We start from the raw sequence: 19658 nt of genomic DNA, 5'->3' as shown, positions 1-19658 counted from the left end.
CCGTATGGCAAGTCGCGGATCTTCTCGAATAAGATAATTGCTTTTTGAATATTCATAAGGCGAATGGTTGGGCTAATGCGCAGAGTAATATTTTCATGGTGTATAATAACACATATGAAGTGGCTTGATGATATCGTAGATCAGTTTCGAAGTGTAGATAAAGAAGTACTCGTTTCCTCGGGTGCATCGCCGTCGGGCGTGTATCATGTGGGGCATTTGCGTGAAATTGTTATCGCTGATGCCGTAGTGCGGGCACTGAAGCGGGCAGGCATCCGGGCGCGCCACGTTCACGTTTCGGATAACCTGGACGCCTTTCGTAAAGTGCCGGTTAATCTGCCGGCCAGTTACGAGCAGTACCTCGGCATGCCGCTCTGCACGGTGCCATCACCAGATGATCGGTATGATTCGTGGGGAGATTTTTGTCTGAAGCCATTCCTCGACAGTGCTGATAAAATTGGCATCACCATGGACGTGGTCTATGCCAGCGATAAGTATCGGAGCGGGTTTTTTGTGCCGGCCATCGAGCGCTCGCTGCGCCGCATTGACAAAGCTAAGTCAGCCATCCAGGAGGTATCTGGCCGTCAGCTGGATGATCAATGGTCGCCAATTCAGATCATGGAGCATGGTCGGCTAAAAAATCGCCGGTTTATCAGCATGGATAGCGATGCTAAAACGATCACCTATCGCAGCCACGATGACTCGGAGCACACGGTTCGGTACGATGACGGGCAGGTAAAGCTGGACTGGCGGCTGGACTGGCCGGGGCGGTGGTGGCTGCTCGGCGTTGATGTTGAGCCGTTTGGCCGTGATCACGCCACGAAGGGCGGCTCGTATGATACTGGCAAGCGGATCGCTCGCGAGGTTTATGACATTGAGGCGCCAGTACCGGTACCGTATGACTTTATCAATCGCACTGGCGATACCAAAAAGATGAGTGCCAGCAAAGGCACTGGCGTGAACGCGCACGATGTTATTGATATGTTGCCGCCTGAAGTGGTGCGCTATTTCATGCTCCGGTATTCGCCGGCCAAGCGACTGTATTTTGATGAGACCGATAGCCTGGTGCGGCTGGTTGACGACTTCGCGGCGATGAAGCAGCATCCACAAAATGAGCTTGATAAACAGCTATTATTCCTATGTACTGATGGGCTGAATCATCCAGCGGTCAGCTCAATTCCATTCTCGCATCTGGTCATTTCATACCAAGCAGCGCTGTGCGACACGGCAAAAACGGTGGAAATTTTGCGGCGCAGTCCGGAATACGCTCGCATCGTCGACGAGGAAGAGACGGTGATTATCACGGAATTAGGCTATGTCAGCCAGTGGCTGGAGCGATGGGCGCCTGAGTCATTGAAGTTTCGCCTAGCAGACGAGGTACATCCCGATGAGTTTTCGCCAGAGCAAAAAGAATACCTGCGGCAATTAGCTGACGATATCGCCGGGGCGCCGGCTGAGGCTGATGGTAATTGGTTTCATCAAGCAATTTACGCCTACAAGGAAAGCGGCCTGCTGCCGCCGCGGGAACTCTTCACCGCCATCTACCGCGTGCTCATTGGCAAAGATTCCGGCCCGCGCGCTGGCTGGTTCTTGTCGATCCTGCCAAGAGACTGGCTGGTTGAGCGACTACAGCTGGTGAAGTAAGAGTTTTGGCAAGGCCGGGTTGGGGCGGATTCTGTCCGTCTGGTATTTCTTGACACCAACCGCCCATCCAGTGTAAAATATTACACTTGGGCGCAGGATGTAATCGTACTAGGTAGGTGAGTTGGAGAGTTCTTACACTTTATGGGCTACTGATACTTGAATAACGTGAAAGGTAACAATGCTACACGAATTATCAATCAGAAATAAATTAATTGTCATGAGCGCGGTGATGAGCGCGCTGTTTTTGGTGGCGCTGGATCAAACGATTGTCTCGACGGCGCTGGCGGCGATTGTCAAGGAATTTAATAGCTTTTCGTCGCTTGGCTTCATCGTGACTGCTTACATGTTGACCACCACGGTGACCGTGCCGCTGGCTGGTAAGTTGAGCGACATGTACGGCCGCAAGCCGCTGTTGCTCGCCGGAGTGAGTATCTTTACCATCGGCTCGCTACTGAGCGGCCTGGCGCCGACAGTCGAGTGGCTGATTGCGTGGCGGGCGCTGCAGGGCATCGGTGGTGGTATCATCACTGCGAACGCCTTTACCATTGTCGGTGACCTCTTTCCGCCAAAGGAACGTAGTAAATGGCAAGGACTGTTTGGTGCAGTCTTTGGGATGAGTTCAGTAGCCGGGCCGTTAATCGGTGGTTGGCTGACAGATGGTGTGTCGCTGTTTGGCATGGTGAGTAACTGGCGCTGGACATTCTTGATCAATGTGCCGATCGGGGTGATCGCTACCATACTCATCATTCGCTACTGCCCGCAGATCAAGCACGACCGCACGCACAAGCCCGATTACCTCGGTGCACTGTTTATCACCATCGCTCTGGCGACGCTGGTGCTGGCGGTAGACAATACAGAGATGATCTTTAAGGGACTAATCGAGCGCGGTGTCAGCCTAATGCTGATTCAGGGCGTGCTGCTGACGATATCAGTACTGGCGGCGCTGGGCTTTATTGTGATTGAGCGGCGAGCCAAACAGCCGATTCTGCCACTACGGTTCTTTGCCAATCGGACATATCGTTTGATCATGGCGGCGGCTGGCTTGTTTGGCGCGGCCTTTATGGGGGCAATTTTGTATCTAACACAGTTCAATCAGCAGGTGTTTGGCGCCACTGCCTCGCAGGCTGGGCTGATGCTGCTACCGATGGTAGCAGGCAGTATAACAAGCTCGATAACTATTGGTCGGCTGGTTGCTAAAACCGGTGCATATAAACGCTGGATAGTGGCTGGTTTTGGGCTAACGGCGGTCGGTGTCGCCGTGCTAACAATTCTACAGCCAGAATCGCCATATTGGCACGAAGCTATCGTGGCGGTATTTGTTGGGCTTGGATTCGGCGCGGCGATGCCGATCTTGACCTTGGCGGTGCAGAATGAGTTTACGCAAAAAGACCTCGGTGCGGCGACCTCCAGCGTGCAGCTATTTCGTGGGCTGGGCTCGACGATTGGTGCGGCAGTGTTATCGGGCGTACTGACCGCCGGCATCCTAGCACATGTTGGCGATCCGCATCAGCTGTCATATATTCAGAGTTTACAGCGCTCACCGGCTGCCCAGCAGATGCTGTCCGGTGAGCTGAACGCTGACGTACTGCTGCGGCTGAATGCTCAAAAAGAGACGATCGCTCGGGCTGCAGCTCAAGGGTTTGAGCGACTACCGGCACCGGCCCGGGCCCAGGCAAAACAGCAATTCGGCCAGCAGCAGGACGAATTTACCAATGTCATCCTCCATGCGTTTACCGATGGGCTGCATCAGGTATTCTTGATCAGTTCGGGGCTGATGGTTGTTGCGATGATTGCGGTAATGCCGGTCAGGGAAAAGCGACTGCGCGGCTAATTGCCAGAGAGGTGTTTTCTGGGGTATAATTTTTGCATGACGGTGGGCTACTTTGAGCGGCGATGTGCGAGTGATTCGTTAGGGCGAACGCATCAGTTTCATCGTGGCGTGTGGGCGCATGTTGGCGGCACGCTGCGCCCAAGCGAACTCGCCGAGCAGTTCGGCCTCGATGAAAATATCGTCCGTGACGCGGCTGATGTGCGCGAGCTGCCGCGAATGGAATATAGCGGCGGCATTGAGTATGTCTTTGTGCGGCTACCGCTGGTTCGGGATGATATGGTCAAGACTGCGCCCCTACTGGCTGCGGTGTCAAAAACCCAGTTTGTAACGATTAATCCTGCCAATAATTTCTCGCCGCAAGCCGCCGAGCCGTTTCTCACGACCACGACCGACAAGCCTGGTGCGCTCCTCGCAGCGACTATCGCTTGTGTGGTGGCTGCGTATGAGCAGCAGATCCATGACCTTGCTGGTAATATCGCTGCGGCCCGGCATCGGCTGGCGCGCCACGAGGTAAAAAATGCTGACTTTATCGAGTTTGTGGCTATTGAAGATAGCCTCAACGAATTTCATTCGAGCCTCGAGGGGTTAGCGAGCGTGCTCGGCCAATTAGCGCTCAATCGTCGCGGTCTGTTCACACTACGCGACCTCGAGGCGCTGGGTGATCTGGTGCTGCACGTCAAGCAATTACTGGTCATGGTCGCCGCCAACAGCCAGACCATTACCAGCATCCAGAACGCCTATTCAACCATCGCCAATAATGTCCTCAACCAGCGGATGAAAGTCTTGACCGCCATCACCATTCTCCTAGCGATCCCGAATGTGTTTTATGGTATGTATGGCATGAATATTACCTTGCCGTTTCAGGGCGAGGCGTGGGCCTATCCGGTGATTACCGGGTTTACGGTGCTGCTCATCGGCATTGTATATATCTTCGCCAAGCGGCTGCGCTTGTTTTGAGGCTGGTATCAGGGGTCAGATCAGGGGTAGACCTGGCTTGACGTTCGTATCAGTCTTTGTTATCATGGCTGATGTGTCTCGCGCCGAAGCATGTCGCTGCTTATCATAAAGTGGGCAATAAAGGTCGAAGCGCGTGAGGCTGCACTAGTACAAAGGAGTACGAAACACATGCCAATAGCAATCAATGTTGTGTCGACCAGTCGACGCAAAAAGGTCGCAGTGGATGTGGTGCCTGCCAAATGGCAAACATACATAGCACAATAAGTGCGCCTGTCCTACAAAGGGACGGCATAAAAATCACCCCACAGGCACCGGGGTGATTTTTGCTTAGGCACTGGTTAGCGCTTTTGATTGATTTGATGTTATTTTTTTGTTTCATCAACTGCGACGCCGGCTTTTTTCAGGGCGTCTTTGACGGCGTTTTCGATAGAGCTAGCGTCGGTTAGGTTGAGCTTATTGCTATTAACAAAAAAGGTTGGTGTGCCGTCAATCTGTAGCTGTCGCCCGATCGCCACGTCAAAGTCAATTTTCTTTGTGACAGCACCGGAGGCTAGGTCAGCATTGAATTTATCGACATTCAGGCCCAGCTGCTTGGCGTAGCCACTGAAGACGTCGGTGCGTTCTTTGGCGCGGGCATTACTCCATGCGCCTTGGTTGGTGTAGAGTAGATCGTGCATTTCCCAGAACTTACCCTGCAGCCCAGCTGCTTCGGCGACCGCCGCCGCCGCTCGGGCGTTTGGATGGAGCGACGGGATCGGATAATTACGAAAGACCAGCGCGACGTGATCCTTGTATTTCTCGGCTACGCGCTTGGCTTCTGGTGCAGCGGTGCGGCAGCCCGGGCACTGGTAGTCACCGTATTCGATCATCACAACTTTGCCATTGGTGTTGCCGATAGTGTGCTCGCTAATGTCACCAGTGCGTGCTTCGGCCGGTATGATGCGCATAGCTGCATCATTTGAGATATCACTAACGTTCAAACGATTTTGTGTTGACAAATAAATCATACCGCCGACGACAGCCGCGACAACGATTGCAAAGATAGCCCAGGTTTTTCCGTTCATACTTCCTCCAAATTAACTCTGGCTATTATAGCATAAGAAGTATACAATGAACAGCATGAGCGATATTTTGCTAGGAATCCTGTATGTGGTGGTGCTGATATTGCTCGTAATGGTCATGGGCGTCCATCCGCAGGCCTCGTCACACAGTAAGTTCGAGCTGCAGCGGCGAGCACGTCGTGGTGATCAGGATGCGCAGCATCTGTTAAAGCGGCATGCGCTGATGCGGGATATTTTCTCATTGCAGCGGGTGATCGCAGCGGTGCTGCTGGTGACACTCAGTGTCATCGGTGTGGAGTTGTTTCATTGGCTACTGGGTATTATTATCTCGCTAGTGATCGCATTGGAGATAGGAGCAGTGGCGCGGATTTCATTATGGCAGCAATATTCTCAGCGGCTTTACGAGCGGTATGAGGGGCGAATTTTGGTGCTGATCGAGAAGTTTCCGACGTTATTTGCGATGATTCGCTCGGTGGCGCCAATGCCCAATGACGGCTATGATATTGAGTCGAAAGAAGAGCTCGTCACTATGGTCGAGCAGGCAGGTGAGGCGCTCAGTCGGGATGAGAAAAAGATGGTCATCGGCGTGCTATCGTTTGATACGGTGCCGGTCAAGGAAGTGATGACGCCGCGTAGCGTGATTGATACGGTGGATCAGGACGAGGTATTGGGCCCACTGGTGCTGGACGCGCTGCACAAGACTGGGCATAGCCGCTTTCCGGTGACCAAGGGCGATATTGATCATGTGGTAGGGGTGCTATACATTCAGGATCTACTGACAATTAACCGTTCGTCGACGAGCAAGCGGGCACGAACCGTCATGGAGAAAAAGGTGTATTATATCCGCGAGGATCAGACATTGCAGCACGCGCTGGCGGCGTTTTTGCGAGTGCGGCATCACTTGTTCATCGTGGTGAATGAGTTTCGCGAGACGGTTGGTATCGTCAGCCTGGAGGATGTGATTGAGCGGATGCTGGGGCATAAGATCATTGACGAGTTTGATGCGCACGAGGATCTGCGGCGGGTGGCGCAGCGTAATCCACGCCATAACAATCGGACAAAACATGCCCGTGACGTCGCATAATCCGGCCGATATGCTATACTAGAACTAATGAATCCGAACCAGACTAACCCCGAGCCTGATTATACCCAGCCTGTTGCCTATGATTCTGACGGTCGGCCGCTGTATCACCATCCGCCAGCTGACGTGACACCGCCACCGGTGACGACTGCGCCGCCTATTGAGCCACAGCCAGCCTCGCACGTCACCGTCCAGCCAGAGATGATCGAGGGGCAAAATTTCAATCCACAGATTCGTGCCCAATACGCTAACGAACCAAATGTTGTTCATGCGGCGCGGCCGCTTGAGCCGACCGTTCCCGCGGTCAGCCCAGAGACTAAGGCGCGTCACGACCAGTCCGTTCGTGACTATCCGCAGCTCAATCTCAGCGAGGGCGAGTATGTCATCCTCGACATCAAGCGCCATCCGATCGGCATGGTCATCCCGACGGCCATCACCCTCCTGCTGGTTGTCGTACTGCTGGTATTTGCGGCCTCGTTCTCGTCGCTCACCGCTAATATTCCGCTGTTTCCGGCGGTGAATCCGGGGGCAGTGCTGGGTATTGCGCTGCTGCTCGTTGCCTTGGTGGTGCTGGGCGGCGCGATCACCCTGTGGGTGTATCTACAGAATCATTTTTTCATGACCAATGAAAGCGTCATCCAGGAAATTCAACAGAGCCTCTTCGTTCGGCACGAGCAGACAGTCAGCCTCGGTAGTATCGAGGACGCCAGCTTTTTCCAGGCCGGCATCGCCCAGACGATCTTTAACTACGGCACCATTCGTCTCAGTACTGAGGGCGAAGAGACGACTTACATTTTTCACTATGTGGCCAATCCCAAGCATCAAGTGGCCATCCTCAACAACGCCATTGAAGCCTTCAAAAACGGCCGGCCAGTCTGTTACGATTAGTTTGGCTATGATTTAGCTATTTGTGGCGGCTGTCTTTGACGAAATCTGCCTCACCATCAAGCATGGCCCTGAGCGAATATGATTTACATTTACCGCTTTGGCAATTAGTCGGCTCGTAGCGATAGGCGCTGCCATTGTCGCCAAGCTTTTTACCACTTGGATCTGTGAGTAGCTCCTTATCCATGGTTGGTAGTGTCTCGTCGGTAATCTTTTCTGGATAAAAGCCGTGTCGTTTGTAATAGGCTTCCTCGAGGCTGTAATGCATGGCATTAATAGCGGTTTTTTTCCGGTCATTTTGGTGCTCGCGCTGGATTGTCACCAGCTGAGTGAATGCCACTGCGGTAGCCACGCCGAGAAATATAATTGCTACCAGCACCTCAATCACCGTAAAGCCTGCTTGTCGTTTCATGCGGTCTATTATAGCAAAGTTTCACCGCTCGCGGTAGGCGCTTGATTTATGGTATACTATACAGCATAAGATAACGGAGGGAGAGGTATGGCTAGCACAGCGAAAACCGATGACAAACATCAAACAGACGCCGCGACTGGTACGGCTCGGGTGACAGAGAAAAAAGTTGATGATGGGAAGTTAAAAGCGCTGGGCTTGGCTATGGATCAAATCACCAAGCAGTTTGGTGATGGCTCAATCATGAAACTCGGTGAGGCACATAAAGTTGATGTTGAAGTGATTCCGTCAGGCTCGCTAAGCCTCGATTTGGCGCTGGGCGGCGGTTACCCGAAAGGCCGTATCATTGAGATTTATGGCCCAGAAAGTTCGGGTAAGACAACTCTAACGCTCCACGCCATTGCCGAAATCCAAAAGCAGGGCGGTACGGCAGCATTCATCGACGCTGAGCATGCGCTTGACCCGAGCTACGCCAAGCGGTTGGGCGTCGACACCGAAAACCTGCTGGTATCGCAGCCAGACAACGGTGAGCAGGCACTGGAAATTACCGAAACCTTGGTGCGTTCAAACGCGGTGGACCTGATTGTGGTGGACTCGGTGGCAGCATTGACCCCGCAAGCGGAAATTGACGGCGACATGGGTGATTCGCACATGGGGCTGCAGGCGCGGCTGATGAGCCAGGCACTGCGCAAATTGACTGGTATCATCAACAAGTCGAAAGCGACGGTAATTTTCATCAACCAAATTCGCATGAAGATTGGTGTGATGTTTGGCAATCCTGAGACCACAACGGGCGGTAACGCGCTGAAGTTTTACGCTTCGCAGCGGGTGGATATCCGCCGGATTGGGCAGATCAAGGTTGGTGATGATATCCGCGGTAACCGCACCAAGATCAAGGTGGTGAAGAATAAGATTGCGCCGCCATTCCGCATCGCTGAGTTTGACATTATGTATAATGAAGGTATTTCTAAAACTGGCGATATTCTGGATTTGGCAGCCACGCACGGCATTGTCGAAAAATCTGGCGCCTTTTACAAATATAACGGCGAAACTATTGGTCAAGGTCGCGATAAAACCAAATTGTACCTGAAAGAAAACCCTGAGGTTCTGGCGGAAATTGATCAGAAGGTTCGCGACAAGACCAAAGAAGCAGACAGCTGATGCGCGCAGCAGAAACCGCATATCCAGTCAAGAAACATATGGTGTCAGTCAGTCTCGTCTTTGATGATGAACAGAATGCGTATCTTCGAGAATTGTCAGAAAAAATGAACCTTGACTTTGGTGAGTTTATCCCGCACGTGACACTGATTAACGTGACTGATCAGGATGTGCCACGCCTCAAATCAGCCGCTGCGGCACTACCTATCCTAAGTAAGTTGGTGCTTGATGGTGTTAGTTTCTTGCCAGACGAGGCCGGTAACTGTGTTTGGGTTGAGCTACGCACGCAGAAAATGCTTGGATGATTGAGGCGCGTCAGCAATTACTCGCGGCACTGGATGGTATTCACCCAGGGCTGGATGTTGATGGGTTCCGCCCGCACATTACGCTTGGTTGTGTCGAGGCCGGTACGCTTGACGACGTTAATATGAGCGCTATTCCAGGGCAACTGCCAGTTATCACTGAGCCGCGTGCCGCTGCTTGCTATAACGGAGTATACGGCAAGGTTGTCGAGATGGTCGAGTAGTCACTATAGTAGCCGGCCGGTTATCTTCGCGTTATAATAGTTTTATGAAAATCACTGACATCTCTCTTCAGGCTCGCGATAAAAACTGTGTTAATGTGAGTGTTGACGGCAAGTACCGCTTCAGTCTTGATATCTTTCAGGTGGGTGAGTTGGGGATTAAAGTTGGGCGCGAATACACTGATGAAGAATTGGCGGCGCTGGAGGACGAAAGCCAATTTGGTAAGCTGTACGCCCGCGCTATGGAGTATTGCTTGACGCGGCCGCGCTCGGCTAAAGAGATGCGCGATTATTTGTGGCGTAAAACTAGGCCAACCAAAAAGCGCTCGCCAAAGACTGGTGAGATTACCGAGCGTCCGGGCGTGAAGCCGGAAATTACCGAGCGGGTGCTCGCACGGCTGATTGAAAAAAAATACCTCGACGATGAAAAGTTTGCCCGTTTTTGGCTGGAACATCGTTTTTTACAGAAAGGCACTAGTGCCAGGCGGCTAAAATTAGAATTGGCGCAAAAGGGAATTGATCGCGAGACGATAGAGCAATTAATCAGCGAAAATATCCGCTCCGATGACGAAGAATTACAAAAAATTATCGCCAAAAAACACCATAAATACGCTGGCGATCAGCAAAAGTTCATGGCGTATCTAGCCCGTCAGGGATTTTCGTATGACGATATCCGGGCGGCGCTTGGTGGCGAGTCTGACGAGTAGGCGAACCATGATCAAGCGCTGTGGCCCAACTGCTCACGCAGCCACCCGTCGATTGTCCCGGCACCCATACCGAGTACCAACGCACCGCGCGCTCGCCATTCGCAAATCGCCTGCCATAGAGTGTCGTCCAATTGAGCGATATGTACCTTGTCCGTCGTCAGCTGGCGCGTCAATTCCTCTGGCGCCAGCACCGGCAGGTTTGGATCTTCGCGGGTCAAGTACGTCGGCAGCCAATATATCTCGTCAGCATGCATAAAAATCTCATCAGTGTAGCGTTCACGAACCTCGTGCTGGCGAATGTTTTGGTGTGGCTGATAAACGAGTACTACGCGGTCATTCAGCTCATGAGCCAGCTGCAACGTGGCGGCAATCTCCGACGGATGATGGCCATAGTCGGTGTAGAGATTGTCAGCTAGCTTTTCGAAGCGCCGGCCAGTACCCGGAAAGGCATTGAGCGCCGTGATAATCGCCTCATCCTCAATCTCGAGGGCAGCTGCCCCTCGCACCAGCATCGCTGCTCGTGCTGCCAGCGTGCCATTACGCCGGTTGTGTTCGCCAGCCAGCGTTATTTGTGGATCGGTCTGTTCAAGCACCGTTACATTGGTCGGAGTAAATACGTCAGCGTCCTCTCGCCAAGCGATCACCTGCGTTGACTGCTCACCAAATTGCCGAAACGCCGCCCGGTAATCGTCTGGCGTCGGAAAGGTGTCGGGGTGGTCGTAGTCAACTGAAGTAATGAGGCTCAGCCACGGCGAAAAGTGGAGGAAATTGCGGTCAAATTCATCGCATTCATACACCAAAAACTGGCTAGCTGGATCAAACCGACCGCTCGGGCCAAAACTAAGTGTCGAGCCAACTAGGTAGCTCACTGGCACGCCGAGCTGCTGCAGCGTCCACACCAGCATGCCGGTCGTCGTCGTCTTGCCGTGCGTACCGGTGACGGCAATGAGCTTGAGCTGCTTGTCGGCGATAATCTGAGCGAGTAGCTCGTCACGCTTGCTGGTGCGAATCCCTAGCTGCCTCGCCAGTACCAGCTCTGGATGATCCGCCGGCAGGGCCGCCGTATAGACGAACCAGTCAAAGGGCTCTCGCTGATGTTCGCTACGTAAAAACTCGCCTGACTGATCAAACGACACCGTGATGCCGGCTCGCCTGAGCGCCTCCGTCATCAAGCCGGCCGCTCGGTCAGAGCCACAGACCTCGTGTCCAGCGCCGATGGCCATTTCTGCTAGTGGTCCAATCGCCACGCCACCAATTCCCGAAAAATAAATTCTCATAGCGTCATTATACCACTGACGCTAGCCCCGTGTCGCATTCACCCAGTATCTTTGGTATAATGGACTTGAGAAAGGTGGGGAATGGCAGATAAGCGAGGCACGCGTCGGGCAATTCGGCGACTAGAAGAAATCAAGACATGGCAGCTAGTCATTTTGCTGGTGATGGCGTCATTTATCAGTGCGACATTCCTCAGGCTGAATAATATTGGCATGATCGAGCGCCGTGACGCCGTGATCAACGCTGACAAGGAGGGTGACGAGGGCGCGTTGGAGCGGCGGGTGTACGACTTGCAGCGCTACGTGGTTGCACACATGAACGCCGACCCGGGACGCATCGCGCTGGAGCACTCGTACAAGCGGGCCTACGAGGCGGCCTGGAAAGCGTTTGAGTCAAAGTCAGCTTCTCGTTCCAGCAACGACACGGTCGCCAAGGTCCGCCAAGTCTGTGACGCCCGAGCACAGGCTGGCGGCTGGGGGCGATTTTATGCTACAGCCGACCCGCGCTACGTCAGCTGCATCAATGACGAATGGGCGAAGTACCCGGCCGCTTCGTCGCTTGATCTCAAATTTACGCCGCCATCCACCGCGCCATATTATCAGACATTTGTGCCGCCGCTCTGGTCATCAGACTTGGCGGGCTGGTCATTGGCGGTAACAGGGGTAATTATGCTGATTATCATTGCTCGACTGGTAGCGTTGGTGGTATTGAAACTGCTGCTTCGGTATCGTCAAAAACCGCTCTAGGCTTGACAGGGGTTAACAGAGGCGCTAATCTAGAATAGTATAGTACTAACAGGAGGTATACGAATGGCTTATAAGCACACAAACTCAAAAGGCATTACATACTACTTGCATAAAACGGAAGTCACGCTGCGCGGTGGCAAAACGCAGACGATTTATTTTTTCGCCAAGGTTGAAAAGAACACCAAGGGCGAGCCATGCGACTTGCCAGATGATCGGATCGTTACCGAAAATCCACGCAACGGCTTTTTGACGATTAAAAAGAAGAAATAAGCACTTGCATTATACACCTGGTTGTCGGTACAATAGTATCAAACAAACAGGTGCCTCAAAGACTCTCGCTCATGCGGGAGTCTTTTTTGTGGTAGGGGCTGTGGAGTTGAGGTAGCCTTGCTTTTATAGGCAAAATGTGATATTTACTAATTATGAATGAACTGTTGCAGGTTGGTGATGAGTGGGACTGTGAATTGACCGCGGAGGAGTGGGAGAAGGTTGATGAACTTGTCGATAAAACAGGCTGTTCATATTATGGAGCGCGATGGGCACTTGGGCTTAAGCCGCCGTCTCGTCAGGATGTTCATGCGAATAGTCAGCCATTGTCTGGTCAAAATATCTCTGCGGATGAGAAGCCGCGACCTCGTCGGCGCAGTGATCTTGCAGCGTTTGATACACGTACTGGGGATGCTATGTTGGCCTATGCATCAGAGCAAGAGCCGTCGGATGATAAATGGGGAGAAATTAGTAGGCGTGGAGCTGCGATGGCGCGCGCTGCGCTCAGGAGTGCATGAGTAGCTTGACGGCCAGCAGTAGGGTAAATTGACGGCACTTCTCACTCGGCTGCTTTTACGGTATAATATCGCTCATGGGGGTGTAGCTCAGCGGTTAGAGCAGCGGGCTCATAACCTGTTGGTCGCTGGTTCGATCCCAGCCACCCCCACCACGAATATAACCCAAGCGAACGGAGATAGGAGATAATATGGAGGATTCGGAGCTTCCAGAGCAAAAATATGCCATGGCTTTTGGTGCTATTCCCGACAAAGCAGAGGAAAGAACCGTAATGCGGAATATCGAGGACATGTTGTACGAGGAGAATAAGCTTTATGCTAGCCTGTTTCAGGCTGCAACTAGGCTGTTGGATCAGAACCCCGGTATGCACTACAATGATTTGACTGCCGAACTCAAAAGAGAATTTCCAGAAGCGAGTATGTACCCGATCCGCTTCGCCGCTGATGATGCGCAGGAGTCTTTGAGGAGATAATTTCTGTGCTAGTCTAGTCGGCTGAGCTCTGACCAGATACAGGAATCATATATTCAGCGATCCAAGCTACCAAAAGTGTTGCGTCATGCCCTCGGCCTGGCGCTCTTCTTTCGACTGTAATAGTATCTTGGTAAAAGCATCTATGTGAGTTAAAATCATCCTAGGAGAATAAACACGACGATGCACCTGAGAACAAACTTGCAATGGGCAGAACGCCCGTTTGGTGACCCAGAGCGCCCGTTTAGTCGGGAACGAAGTCTCGTGGCTGCGCTTGATGTTGAGTGGACAAAGAATTTCCGGGTTCGGGGAGCGTCAAAACCGTTTTGCTACTCATGGGCCATCATTGACCTTGCACATCTTGACTCACTGGAGGATCAAAGTCTGCTTGAATTTGGATTCAAGTCAGTCTATCTGGAATCAGAAGACGAGGTACCGCGGCTTCTGGAAATGATCGAGTTAGATATCGCTTCCTCGCGGACATTGTCCAGCGTGACCTTTGCGGGTCACCAACTCTGTGCCGATTTGTCAGTGCTGAAACGGTCGTCGCCAATTGCAACGGAACAAGTGGATTGGCTGTACAACAAGTGGAGAGAGCGGCGGCAAAATCAAGCGGTCATTGACACGAGGTACGATATTGATCGTCTGACGCCGATAGCTAGCCGGCGCCTCGTCGATGTGGCTGAGGATCTTGGGCTTGACGTGACGCAGCCAGAGCTCGCGAAAGGTTCGATGACTAGGCTACACAAAACCTACCTCGAAACACATCAAGCGGATATTTTTGAAAAGCTTGCCGTGCTCAATCTTCGCCACAGCTTATCGACGGCGCTCATTGCCGCCATATATCTTGGCGCTGCGGTGCCGCGCCCCTTGAATGTTAACAACCTCCTGAGCGACCATCTGGCATGTGATTTTGACTATGTGAATTCTTCTGAGTTTGCGGAACTGGTGCACTGAGATCGTTTCAGGCCGTCGGAATGGACTGGTAATTTTGCCAGATTGCTACGAGCTGGTCTCTCCTAATTTTTAACCATCCATGCTACAATCAAGTATTATGACGGAGCATTTACAGCCAAATCAGTCAGCAGAACAAGTAGTCGATGATACAGGTGATCGATCTAGTCACGGCATCAAGACTCATGTCTATCATGTTGGACGGGTAGTTGTATGTTTGTCTAATCGTATTTGTTCCTCAGAGCAAGGTGTTTTAACGTGTGACGGAGGTAGCTCTCTACATTCTGGGGAAGCTGATACAGAAGAAGATTCACAGCACTCCCTAAAGGAGCAAGTGAAACGCATGTCTTATTCTGAAGATCCTAAAGGGGCGGTTCGTACTGTATTAGGCGTATTGACGCATGTCGCTCCAATGACCCTTGACGAGATTGCGGGGCTTACGCTTGATGATATTAATTGGGTCAGGCGAGATTTAGAGGTGTTAATCGCCGAGGGTCTTGTAGCTAAGAGGCAGTTCAAAGATTGTATTGCTTACCAAATGATACCTCCCGCTGATTCTACTACCTAGTAAGGTAATGAGTCTTTAGGGTTGCTTTGGTTATCTCATCTTGACTAACCCCACCCGACCCCTCATAATATAGCCATACCTTCTGATAAAACCAACATGAACATGCTGAAACTCAAACGATTTTGGTACCACGTGCGTCACGATTATTTGACGCTGAATAATGTTGTGGTTGCGGCGGCGGCGCTGATCGCGCTGAGTTGGGCGTGGGGGTCGATCGAGTCGATGCAGCGCAATTATGAACTGCAACAGATGGTCGATCAAAAAAAGTACCAGCTGACGGTCGAGAAATTGCGCACCGAGCTGCTGGCATATGAATCGAAATATTATGAAAGTGACGAATACCTCGATCTCGCGGTGCGCCAGCGTCTGGGCCGTGGCTCGCCCGGCGAAAAGCTGCTGATCGTGCCGTCAACCGACGCGGCCAAGCAGCAACCGACCGCTCACAATGCGCCGCAAAAACAACCGACCAGTAACTTCCAACAGTGGATTAATTTCCTCTTTGGCGCGCGGCGGACGAGTCAGAACTTGCAAAAATAATTCGTGTTTGCTAAGATGGACAATGTGCCGCGGGGTAGAGCAGCCTGGTAGCTCGTTTGGCTCATAACCAAAAGGTCGTAGGTTCAAATCCTACCCCCGCAACCATGTTTACTGATTTTTCGGCCTTATGAGTTGAGGTCGTTTTTATTTTTGATACATGTGAAGCTATGACGTAAATTGACCGCAGTGGCCTAGTTTCTGGCCTTTTTGACCTGGTCATGCTATATTAGAACATTATGACAGAGCACTTTAATCCAGCGTCTCAACCTACCGATAAGTTGCCAGTAGACCACCAGTCGGAGGATAAGACGAATAGAGAGATGGGCTCAAAAGAAAACACACGAGATGCAGTATGTAGGGGGGGTCAGTGGTGCACGTGTGCAAAGGAGCTTGAGGAACTAGCAAGAGAGGCGGTCGAACAGCACACCCCGCCCGATATGCGGGATGACTCGCTGCTAGACCTGAAACAACCGTTAGCAATTCCGCCAGAAACAAGGTTTTGGTCACAAGATACTCCCGAAAAGAAACTGCGAGATGGCATGCGCGGTAAAGACGGCGAATTTATGGTTGCCAGAATGCACTGGATACTTAGCGGTCTCCATGATGCGCTTGAGGCACGTCGTAATGATGGCGAGCGGTAGCCATCAGAAGTTTCATGGAAACGTAAAATCTCGGGAGCGCCTAATCAGCTGCCAATTTCCCCGCCGCAATGCGCACGGCCTCTGACCAGGCAATGAAGCAGTTTGGTGTGCTCATCAGTTGTTTGGCGGTCAGGCCGTGGCGGATGGCGAGGCTGAGGCCGGTCATCAAGTCGCTGGCGCCTGGTGCAACGATGGTGGCGCCGAGCAGGACACCTTTTTTGTCGCTGATCAATTTGACAAACCCACTGCGCCGGTCGGTGATGTTGCTGCGAGCGGTCAAAGTCAGCGGCGCTAAGGCGACATTTATCTTCAAGTCACGGCGCAGACAGTCGTCCTCGTCCAGTCCCGTCCGAGCAATCTGTGGATCGGTGAAGGCGATCGTCAAGCGCGGCGTATCGTCAAGTGCGATGAAATTACGGTGTAGTAAGTTGTGTGCAGCGGTGCGGCTGTGGCTGAGGATGGTGTGTGTCTGTGCCTGAAGGTCAACGACGCTGCCAGCCGCAAAGATGTGCCGCGCCGAAGTCTGCATCGCTTCACTGACTTGAATGCCATGTTCAGTATACGCTACGCCCGCATTTTCTAGCCCAATGTCGGTCGTTGGTAGGCGGTCGTCGGCGATGAGGATTTCATCAACGCGCACTGAATGCTGCTGGCCGCCACGAGCGTAGGTGACGCGCTTTGCGATACCGTCTTTCTGGACGGCGACCAGCTTTGTCTGGGTGAGGATGTTCATGCCGCGCTGTGCCTTGGCGTCAGCGGCGATCAGCTCGCCAACTTCTTGGTCAAACTCGGGCAAGATACGCCCAGCGGTTTCGGCGACGTACACCTTGCTGCCAAAAGTCGAGAACAAATATGCCAGCTCCATCGCCGTTGTGCCAGAGCCGACAACGAACAGCGTTTTGGGTGGGCGCTTGAGCGAGAGGATGGTTTGCGGCGTGTGATGAGCTACTTCGTCGAGTCCTGGGATGTGATCATCGCGCCAGGTTGAGCCGCTGGCGATCAGGAATTTGCGTGCTGATAAGTGGCGGCGATTAACGGTGATCTCGTTGGGACTGAGAAAGTGGGCGCTGCCGGTAAAGACGCTAATGCCTTGTTTCTCGTAGTAACTGCGATTGCCACCGGTGCCGGTGCGCTTGATGGCGGTGTCCTTCCAGGCGAGGAGCGACGGATAATTATAGCCGACCGTGCTGGTGCGCAGGCCGAACTTGGCCGCTGTTTTGGCCTCGTGGTAGACGTCGGCAGTGTAGAGTAGGGCGCCCGTCGGAATGTCGCCCCAGTTTGGGGATTCGCCGCCAAAGGTACCGCGCTCAATGATGGCGACCTTCTTGCCAGCGCGCGCCAAGACAGTTGCGGCCGGTGAACCGCCAGCGCCGCTGCCGATAACAATTACATCATAATCAAAAGTTGGTTTTTGTGCCATGTGCCCCCTACATTATCGTCTTATGGTGTTGATAAACAAATGCTGCGTCAGTGTGCAGTTTCTGCAGCAGCTGCGTCGCGCGGTGTCGGATGTCGTTTGTGGTAATTTCTGGTCGGGCCTCGCACCAGCTCATCACGCCGAGGGTGACTGACTTGGCGATATCATCAGCTTGGCCTTCGGGTGTGCGGATACTCAGGCAGGTCGCCATGATAGAGAGGTGGAGTTTTGTCGGATCAAATTCTTCGCTCGGTCGTTTGCCGCGCTTGATGACATCGATGATTGGTCGGTTTGGGTGCCCTTCTGACATCAAAAACCTCCGTAGCTGACGATGCCGAGCACTCGATCAACGAACAAAAAGCCACCCAAGATGATCAAGCTGCCGCCAGCTGCAAATTGCAAGAAACGTTTATGTGCCATCCGCCACTGTTGTAGGTGGGCGAGGGAATGGCCGCTACCGACCAGCACTAATACGACGACCAGTGATAGCAGCGATATGACGACGTAAAGGGTGATGGCGATGAGGCGCCACTCGGTTGATGGTAGTAGGACCGTCGCCAGCCCCGCCGCCGCCATCGGCCCGATGATGAACAGTAATTCAGCCACCACGCTGGCCATCCCGAGACTAAAGGCCTCGGCGCTGTGGCGTGTCGCTTTTGAGCGTTTTGATAGATAGGTCGCGAAGCTGCGCGGTAGCCACAAGGCTGTACCTTCGCCCCGTCGGTAGTACACCGCCCAAGTCGCCACACCCAGCCCGACCATCAGCCCACAGACGATGGCCGCCACTAGTTGCTCGGCCTGAGTAGCGTGATGAATGACCAGCGACAGATAGTAGACGATCGCCGATATTAGCAGCGCGGTCAGCACCAACACTCCACACACGAATCCATTCATCAGTCGCAATACTTTCCGGCGGGCGGTTTGCTTGCCGAGGGAATGGCCACTGAGCAAGGTCAAGACGCTGACGCTGAGCTGAAAACTAGCGTGGATCAGTGCCGAGAAGGCGATGATGGCAAGTGATGAGATAATAGCTGGGGTCATGTTTGTGTAAAATCCTCTCCCTCCAGTTTATCACAAGCGGTTTGGCGAGGGAAGCCGGTGGGAGCATTGGGCGGGTAATGATGCGAACTGTCATACTATTGCACTTATGTCAAATGTGTGCTATAGTAAAGCCACGGTTTAACAAACACAGAAAGGCAACAACATGGATATCACTGAGCACGAGCTTGGGCAATTTTTAGATGCGGTCAATAACGACCAGCTACGGACATGGCAGCGCCGGCGGACGTGCGAGGAGTTGCGTTCACTAGTGATGCGGCGACTGGAACTGCTGGACGAAGAAGGCGTGGAGCTAGCAGCTTAGTTGCCGGGGCGAAATCTGCTTGGCCTTATTTGATTAGCAGTTGAGGCCTCGCCTGATGAGTAGGCTTTCGAGGCGGTTGAGATTTTCTGATTCGTTTGGTACAATTGGTGACGTGTGGCACCGTAGCTCAGCTGGTTAGAGCGCAGGACTCATAAGCCTGAGGTCGGTGGTTCGGGTCCACCCGGTGCTACCAAAATTGTTTTTTATCCGCGGTCTGCATGGGCCGCGGTATTTTCATATGTGGATGACATATTACGTACTCTATTGCAAGAGTTGACGATAGGATGATATACTTGTGAAAATAATATTGAGGAGGATATAGATAGCTATGAGCGAGATACCACTAACTACACCAAGGAAGGAATTACCGCCTCAGGGACGTGAGGAATGGGATGCTCTACGAGAGGTTAGAGTTTCGCCGGAAGAGGCTAAAATTATTAGCAAAGTGGCAGAGTATATTCTACGTCGTGCCAGTGATGCCGGTATGGAAAAAGCTGATTTTTTCAAAAACCTAGCCTTTAAGGAGTTAACAGAGAAACAAATTTCCTCAGCACTGGAGACTGCGGCGACACCTATTTTTGAGGTTGGTGATCGAGTTTATTGGTTGGGGCCCAGCGAAATCGAAGACATCAAACTAACTGACGTTTGAGTA

The 19658-nt window shown here is 52.6% G+C and carries 24 protein-coding genes and 3 tRNA genes; 21 read left to right on the top strand and 6 right to left on the bottom strand.

Features of this window, described 5'->3' with window-relative positions; all coding sequences use genetic code 11:
* Positions 1–63: 63 nt before the first annotated feature.
* The 3 genes from lysS (at position 64) to FBF26_04305 (ending at position 4429) form a co-directional block, all read left to right on the top strand.
* Positions 64–1641 (top strand): lysine--tRNA ligase, encoded by a 1578-nt coding sequence (gene lysS, locus FBF26_04315; protein ID QJU10457.1) that lies wholly within the window; start codon positions 64–66, stop codon positions 1639–1641.
* A 178-nt stretch (positions 1642–1819) separates the two neighbouring features.
* Positions 1820–3472 carry an MFS transporter gene (locus FBF26_04310; GenBank protein ID QJU10456.1) on the top strand — a complete coding sequence of 551 codons (1653 nt, stop codon included), beginning with the start codon at positions 1820–1822 and terminating at the stop codon, positions 3470–3472.
* A 36-nt stretch (positions 3473–3508) separates the two neighbouring features.
* Positions 3509–4429, top strand: a complete 921-nt coding sequence (locus FBF26_04305) for a magnesium transporter CorA family protein (GenBank protein ID QJU10455.1) — start codon at positions 3509–3511, stop codon at positions 4427–4429.
* 362 nt (positions 4430–4791) lie between these two features.
* Here the strand turns inward: FBF26_04305 and FBF26_04300 are convergent, their stop codons facing one another.
* Positions 4792–5376 carry a DsbA family protein gene (locus FBF26_04300; GenBank protein QJU10570.1) on the bottom strand — a complete coding sequence of 195 codons (585 nt, stop codon included), beginning with the start codon at positions 5374–5376 and terminating at the stop codon, positions 4792–4794.
* A 163-nt stretch (positions 5377–5539) separates the two neighbouring features.
* On the opposite strand from FBF26_04300, the gene FBF26_04295 reads away from it, so the two are divergent.
* The gene (locus tag FBF26_04295) at positions 5540–6574 is read left to right on the top strand and encodes a CBS domain-containing protein (GenBank protein ID QJU10454.1); all 1035 of its coding nucleotides are present in this window, start codon (positions 5540–5542) and stop codon (positions 6572–6574) included.
* 27 nt (positions 6575–6601) lie between these two features.
* Positions 6602–7459 carry a PH domain-containing protein gene (locus tag FBF26_04290; protein QJU10453.1) on the top strand — a complete coding sequence of 286 codons (858 nt, stop codon included), beginning with the start codon at positions 6602–6604 and terminating at the stop codon, positions 7457–7459.
* Positions 7460–7475: 16 nt separating this feature from the next.
* On the opposite strand, the gene FBF26_04285 is transcribed toward FBF26_04290, so the two are convergent.
* Positions 7476–7868: a type II secretion system protein gene (locus tag FBF26_04285; protein QJU10452.1), complete on the bottom strand. Its 393-nt coding sequence runs from the start codon at positions 7866–7868 to the stop codon at positions 7476–7478.
* An 87-nt stretch (positions 7869–7955) separates the two neighbouring features.
* Between FBF26_04285 and recA the strand changes: the two genes are divergently transcribed.
* Genes recA through FBF26_04265 form a run of 4 tightly spaced genes read left to right on the top strand, consistent with a single transcriptional unit; the run spans position 7956 to position 10253 of the window.
* Positions 7956–9026: a recombinase RecA gene (recA, locus tag FBF26_04280; protein ID QJU10451.1), complete on the top strand. Its 1071-nt coding sequence runs from the start codon at positions 7956–7958 to the stop codon at positions 9024–9026.
* Entirely contained in the window at positions 9026–9328 is a 303-nt protein-coding gene (locus tag FBF26_04275) for a hypothetical protein (protein QJU10450.1), read from the top strand. The genes recA and FBF26_04275 overlap by 1 nt, the downstream gene beginning before the upstream one ends.
* Positions 9325–9549, top strand: coding sequence for a hypothetical protein (locus FBF26_04270; protein QJU10449.1), 225 nt, complete (start codon positions 9325–9327; stop codon positions 9547–9549). Before FBF26_04275 ends, FBF26_04270 begins: the two co-directional genes overlap by 4 nt.
* Positions 9550–9593: 44 nt before the next feature.
* Positions 9594–10253, top strand: coding sequence for a hypothetical protein (locus FBF26_04265; GenBank protein QJU10448.1), 660 nt, complete (start codon positions 9594–9596; stop codon positions 10251–10253).
* A gap of 11 nt (positions 10254–10264) precedes the next feature.
* Here the strand turns inward: FBF26_04265 and FBF26_04260 are convergent, their stop codons facing one another.
* Positions 10265–11530 carry a hypothetical protein gene (locus FBF26_04260; GenBank protein QJU10447.1) on the bottom strand — a complete coding sequence of 422 codons (1266 nt, stop codon included), beginning with the start codon at positions 11528–11530 and terminating at the stop codon, positions 10265–10267.
* A gap of 81 nt (positions 11531–11611) precedes the next feature.
* Between FBF26_04260 and FBF26_04255 the strand changes: the two genes are divergently transcribed.
* The 10 genes from FBF26_04255 (at position 11612) to FBF26_04210 (ending at position 16226) form a co-directional block, all read left to right on the top strand.
* Positions 11612–12274, top strand: coding sequence for a hypothetical protein (locus FBF26_04255; GenBank protein ID QJU10446.1), 663 nt, complete (start codon positions 11612–11614; stop codon positions 12272–12274).
* A gap of 63 nt (positions 12275–12337) precedes the next feature.
* Positions 12338–12544, top strand: coding sequence for a hypothetical protein (locus tag FBF26_04250; GenBank protein ID QJU10445.1), 207 nt, complete (start codon positions 12338–12340; stop codon positions 12542–12544).
* A 152-nt stretch (positions 12545–12696) separates the two neighbouring features.
* Positions 12697–13059 (top strand): hypothetical protein, encoded by a 363-nt coding sequence (locus FBF26_04245; GenBank protein ID QJU10444.1) that lies wholly within the window; start codon positions 12697–12699, stop codon positions 13057–13059.
* 76 nt (positions 13060–13135) lie between these two features.
* Positions 13136–13211 (top strand) — tRNA-Met (locus FBF26_04240).
* Between the two features lie 36 nt (positions 13212–13247).
* A complete protein-coding gene (locus tag FBF26_04235) occupies positions 13248–13529 on the top strand; it encodes a hypothetical protein (GenBank protein QJU10443.1) in 282 nt (93 codons plus the stop codon).
* Positions 13530–13709: 180 nt separating this feature from the next.
* Complete coding sequence (locus FBF26_04230; protein QJU10442.1) at positions 13710–14483, top strand: hypothetical protein; 774 nt, start codon at positions 13710–13712, stop codon at positions 14481–14483.
* Between the two features lie 97 nt (positions 14484–14580).
* Entirely contained in the window at positions 14581–15048 is a 468-nt protein-coding gene (locus tag FBF26_04225) for a hypothetical protein (protein ID QJU10441.1), read from the top strand.
* A 96-nt stretch (positions 15049–15144) separates the two neighbouring features.
* Positions 15145–15585, top strand: a complete 441-nt coding sequence (locus tag FBF26_04220; GenBank protein QJU10440.1) for a hypothetical protein — start codon at positions 15145–15147, stop codon at positions 15583–15585.
* Between the two features lie 28 nt (positions 15586–15613).
* Positions 15614–15690: transfer RNA gene (locus FBF26_04215), tRNA-Met, on the top strand.
* A gap of 131 nt (positions 15691–15821) precedes the next feature.
* Positions 15822–16226: a hypothetical protein gene (locus FBF26_04210; GenBank protein QJU10439.1), complete on the top strand. Its 405-nt coding sequence runs from the start codon at positions 15822–15824 to the stop codon at positions 16224–16226.
* Positions 16227–16266: 40 nt separating this feature from the next.
* On the opposite strand, the gene FBF26_04205 is transcribed toward FBF26_04210, so the two are convergent.
* Genes FBF26_04205 through FBF26_04195 form a run of 3 tightly spaced genes read right to left on the bottom strand, consistent with a single transcriptional unit; the run spans position 16267 to position 18684 of the window.
* Positions 16267–17646, bottom strand: a complete 1380-nt coding sequence (locus FBF26_04205) for an FAD-binding protein (protein QJU10438.1) — start codon at positions 17644–17646, stop codon at positions 16267–16269.
* Positions 17647–17653: 7 nt separating this feature from the next.
* On the bottom strand, positions 17654–17953 hold the full coding sequence (locus FBF26_04200) for a hypothetical protein (protein QJU10437.1): 300 nt from the start codon (positions 17951–17953) through the stop codon (positions 17654–17656).
* The gene (locus FBF26_04195; GenBank protein ID QJU10436.1) at positions 17953–18684 is read right to left on the bottom strand and encodes a hypothetical protein; all 732 of its coding nucleotides are present in this window, start codon (positions 18682–18684) and stop codon (positions 17953–17955) included. Before FBF26_04195 ends, FBF26_04200 begins: the two co-directional genes overlap by 1 nt.
* Before the next feature lie 438 nt (positions 18685–19122).
* Between FBF26_04195 and FBF26_04190 the strand changes: the two genes are divergently transcribed.
* Together FBF26_04190 and FBF26_04185 are read left to right on the top strand one after the other, a co-directional pair.
* Positions 19123–19199 (top strand) — tRNA-Met (locus FBF26_04190).
* 135 nt (positions 19200–19334) lie between these two features.
* A complete protein-coding gene (locus tag FBF26_04185; protein ID QJU10435.1) occupies positions 19335–19655 on the top strand; it encodes a hypothetical protein in 321 nt (106 codons plus the stop codon).
* Positions 19656–19658 lie beyond the last annotated feature (3 nt).

The sequence above is a fragment of the Candidatus Saccharibacteria bacterium oral taxon 488 genome (assembly GCA_013100825.1).
Taxonomy (GTDB): domain Bacteria; phylum Patescibacteriota; class Saccharimonadia; order Saccharimonadales; family Saccharimonadaceae; genus Nanosynbacter.
This window is presented reverse-complemented; position numbering and strand designations above follow the sequence as displayed.

Bases quoted from the DNA above. Each gene is read 5' to 3' on its own strand.
- FBF26_04205 (QJU10438.1), bottom strand. From the start codon at position 17,646: ATGGCACAAAAACCAACTTTTGATTATGATGTAATTGTTATCGGCAGC.
- FBF26_04220 (QJU10440.1), top strand. From the start codon at position 15,145: ATGAACATGCTGAAACTCAAACGATTTTGGTACCACGTGCGTCACGAT.
- FBF26_04270 (QJU10449.1), top strand. From the start codon at position 9,325: ATGATTGAGGCGCGTCAGCAATTACTCGCGGCACTGGATGGTATTCAC.
- FBF26_04285 (QJU10452.1), bottom strand. From the start codon at position 7,868: ATGAAACGACAAGCAGGCTTTACGGTGATTGAGGTGCTGGTAGCAATT.
- FBF26_04300 (QJU10570.1), bottom strand. From the start codon at position 5,376: ATGCGCATCATACCGGCCGAAGCACGCACTGGTGACATTAGCGAGCAC.
- FBF26_04305 (QJU10455.1), top strand. From the start codon at position 3,509: ATGACGGTGGGCTACTTTGAGCGGCGATGTGCGAGTGATTCGTTAGGG.
- FBF26_04250 (QJU10445.1), top strand. From the start codon at position 12,338: ATGGCTTATAAGCACACAAACTCAAAAGGCATTACATACTACTTGCAT.
- FBF26_04210 (QJU10439.1), top strand. From the start codon at position 15,822: ATGACAGAGCACTTTAATCCAGCGTCTCAACCTACCGATAAGTTGCCA.
- recA (QJU10451.1), top strand. From the start codon at position 7,956: ATGGCTAGCACAGCGAAAACCGATGACAAACATCAAACAGACGCCGCG.
- FBF26_04275 (QJU10450.1), top strand. From the start codon at position 9,026: ATGCGCGCAGCAGAAACCGCATATCCAGTCAAGAAACATATGGTGTCA.
- FBF26_04235 (QJU10443.1), top strand. From the start codon at position 13,248: ATGGAGGATTCGGAGCTTCCAGAGCAAAAATATGCCATGGCTTTTGGT.
- FBF26_04185 (QJU10435.1), top strand. From the start codon at position 19,335: ATGAGCGAGATACCACTAACTACACCAAGGAAGGAATTACCGCCTCAG.
- FBF26_04295 (QJU10454.1), top strand. From the start codon at position 5,540: ATGAACAGCATGAGCGATATTTTGCTAGGAATCCTGTATGTGGTGGTG.
- FBF26_04230 (QJU10442.1), top strand. From the start codon at position 13,710: ATGCACCTGAGAACAAACTTGCAATGGGCAGAACGCCCGTTTGGTGAC.
- FBF26_04260 (QJU10447.1), bottom strand. From the start codon at position 11,530: ATGAGAATTTATTTTTCGGGAATTGGTGGCGTGGCGATTGGACCACTA.
- FBF26_04245 (QJU10444.1), top strand. From the start codon at position 12,697: ATGAATGAACTGTTGCAGGTTGGTGATGAGTGGGACTGTGAATTGACC.
- FBF26_04255 (QJU10446.1), top strand. From the start codon at position 11,612: ATGGCAGATAAGCGAGGCACGCGTCGGGCAATTCGGCGACTAGAAGAA.
- lysS (QJU10457.1), top strand. From the start codon at position 64: ATGGTTGGGCTAATGCGCAGAGTAATATTTTCATGGTGTATAATAACA.
- FBF26_04225 (QJU10441.1), top strand. From the start codon at position 14,581: ATGACGGAGCATTTACAGCCAAATCAGTCAGCAGAACAAGTAGTCGAT.
- FBF26_04200 (QJU10437.1), bottom strand. From the start codon at position 17,953: ATGTCAGAAGGGCACCCAAACCGACCAATCATCGATGTCATCAAGCGC.
- FBF26_04265 (QJU10448.1), top strand. From the start codon at position 9,594: ATGAAAATCACTGACATCTCTCTTCAGGCTCGCGATAAAAACTGTGTT.
- FBF26_04195 (QJU10436.1), bottom strand. From the start codon at position 18,684: ATGACCCCAGCTATTATCTCATCACTTGCCATCATCGCCTTCTCGGCA.
- FBF26_04310 (QJU10456.1), top strand. From the start codon at position 1,820: ATGCTACACGAATTATCAATCAGAAATAAATTAATTGTCATGAGCGCG.
- FBF26_04290 (QJU10453.1), top strand. From the start codon at position 6,602: ATGAATCCGAACCAGACTAACCCCGAGCCTGATTATACCCAGCCTGTT.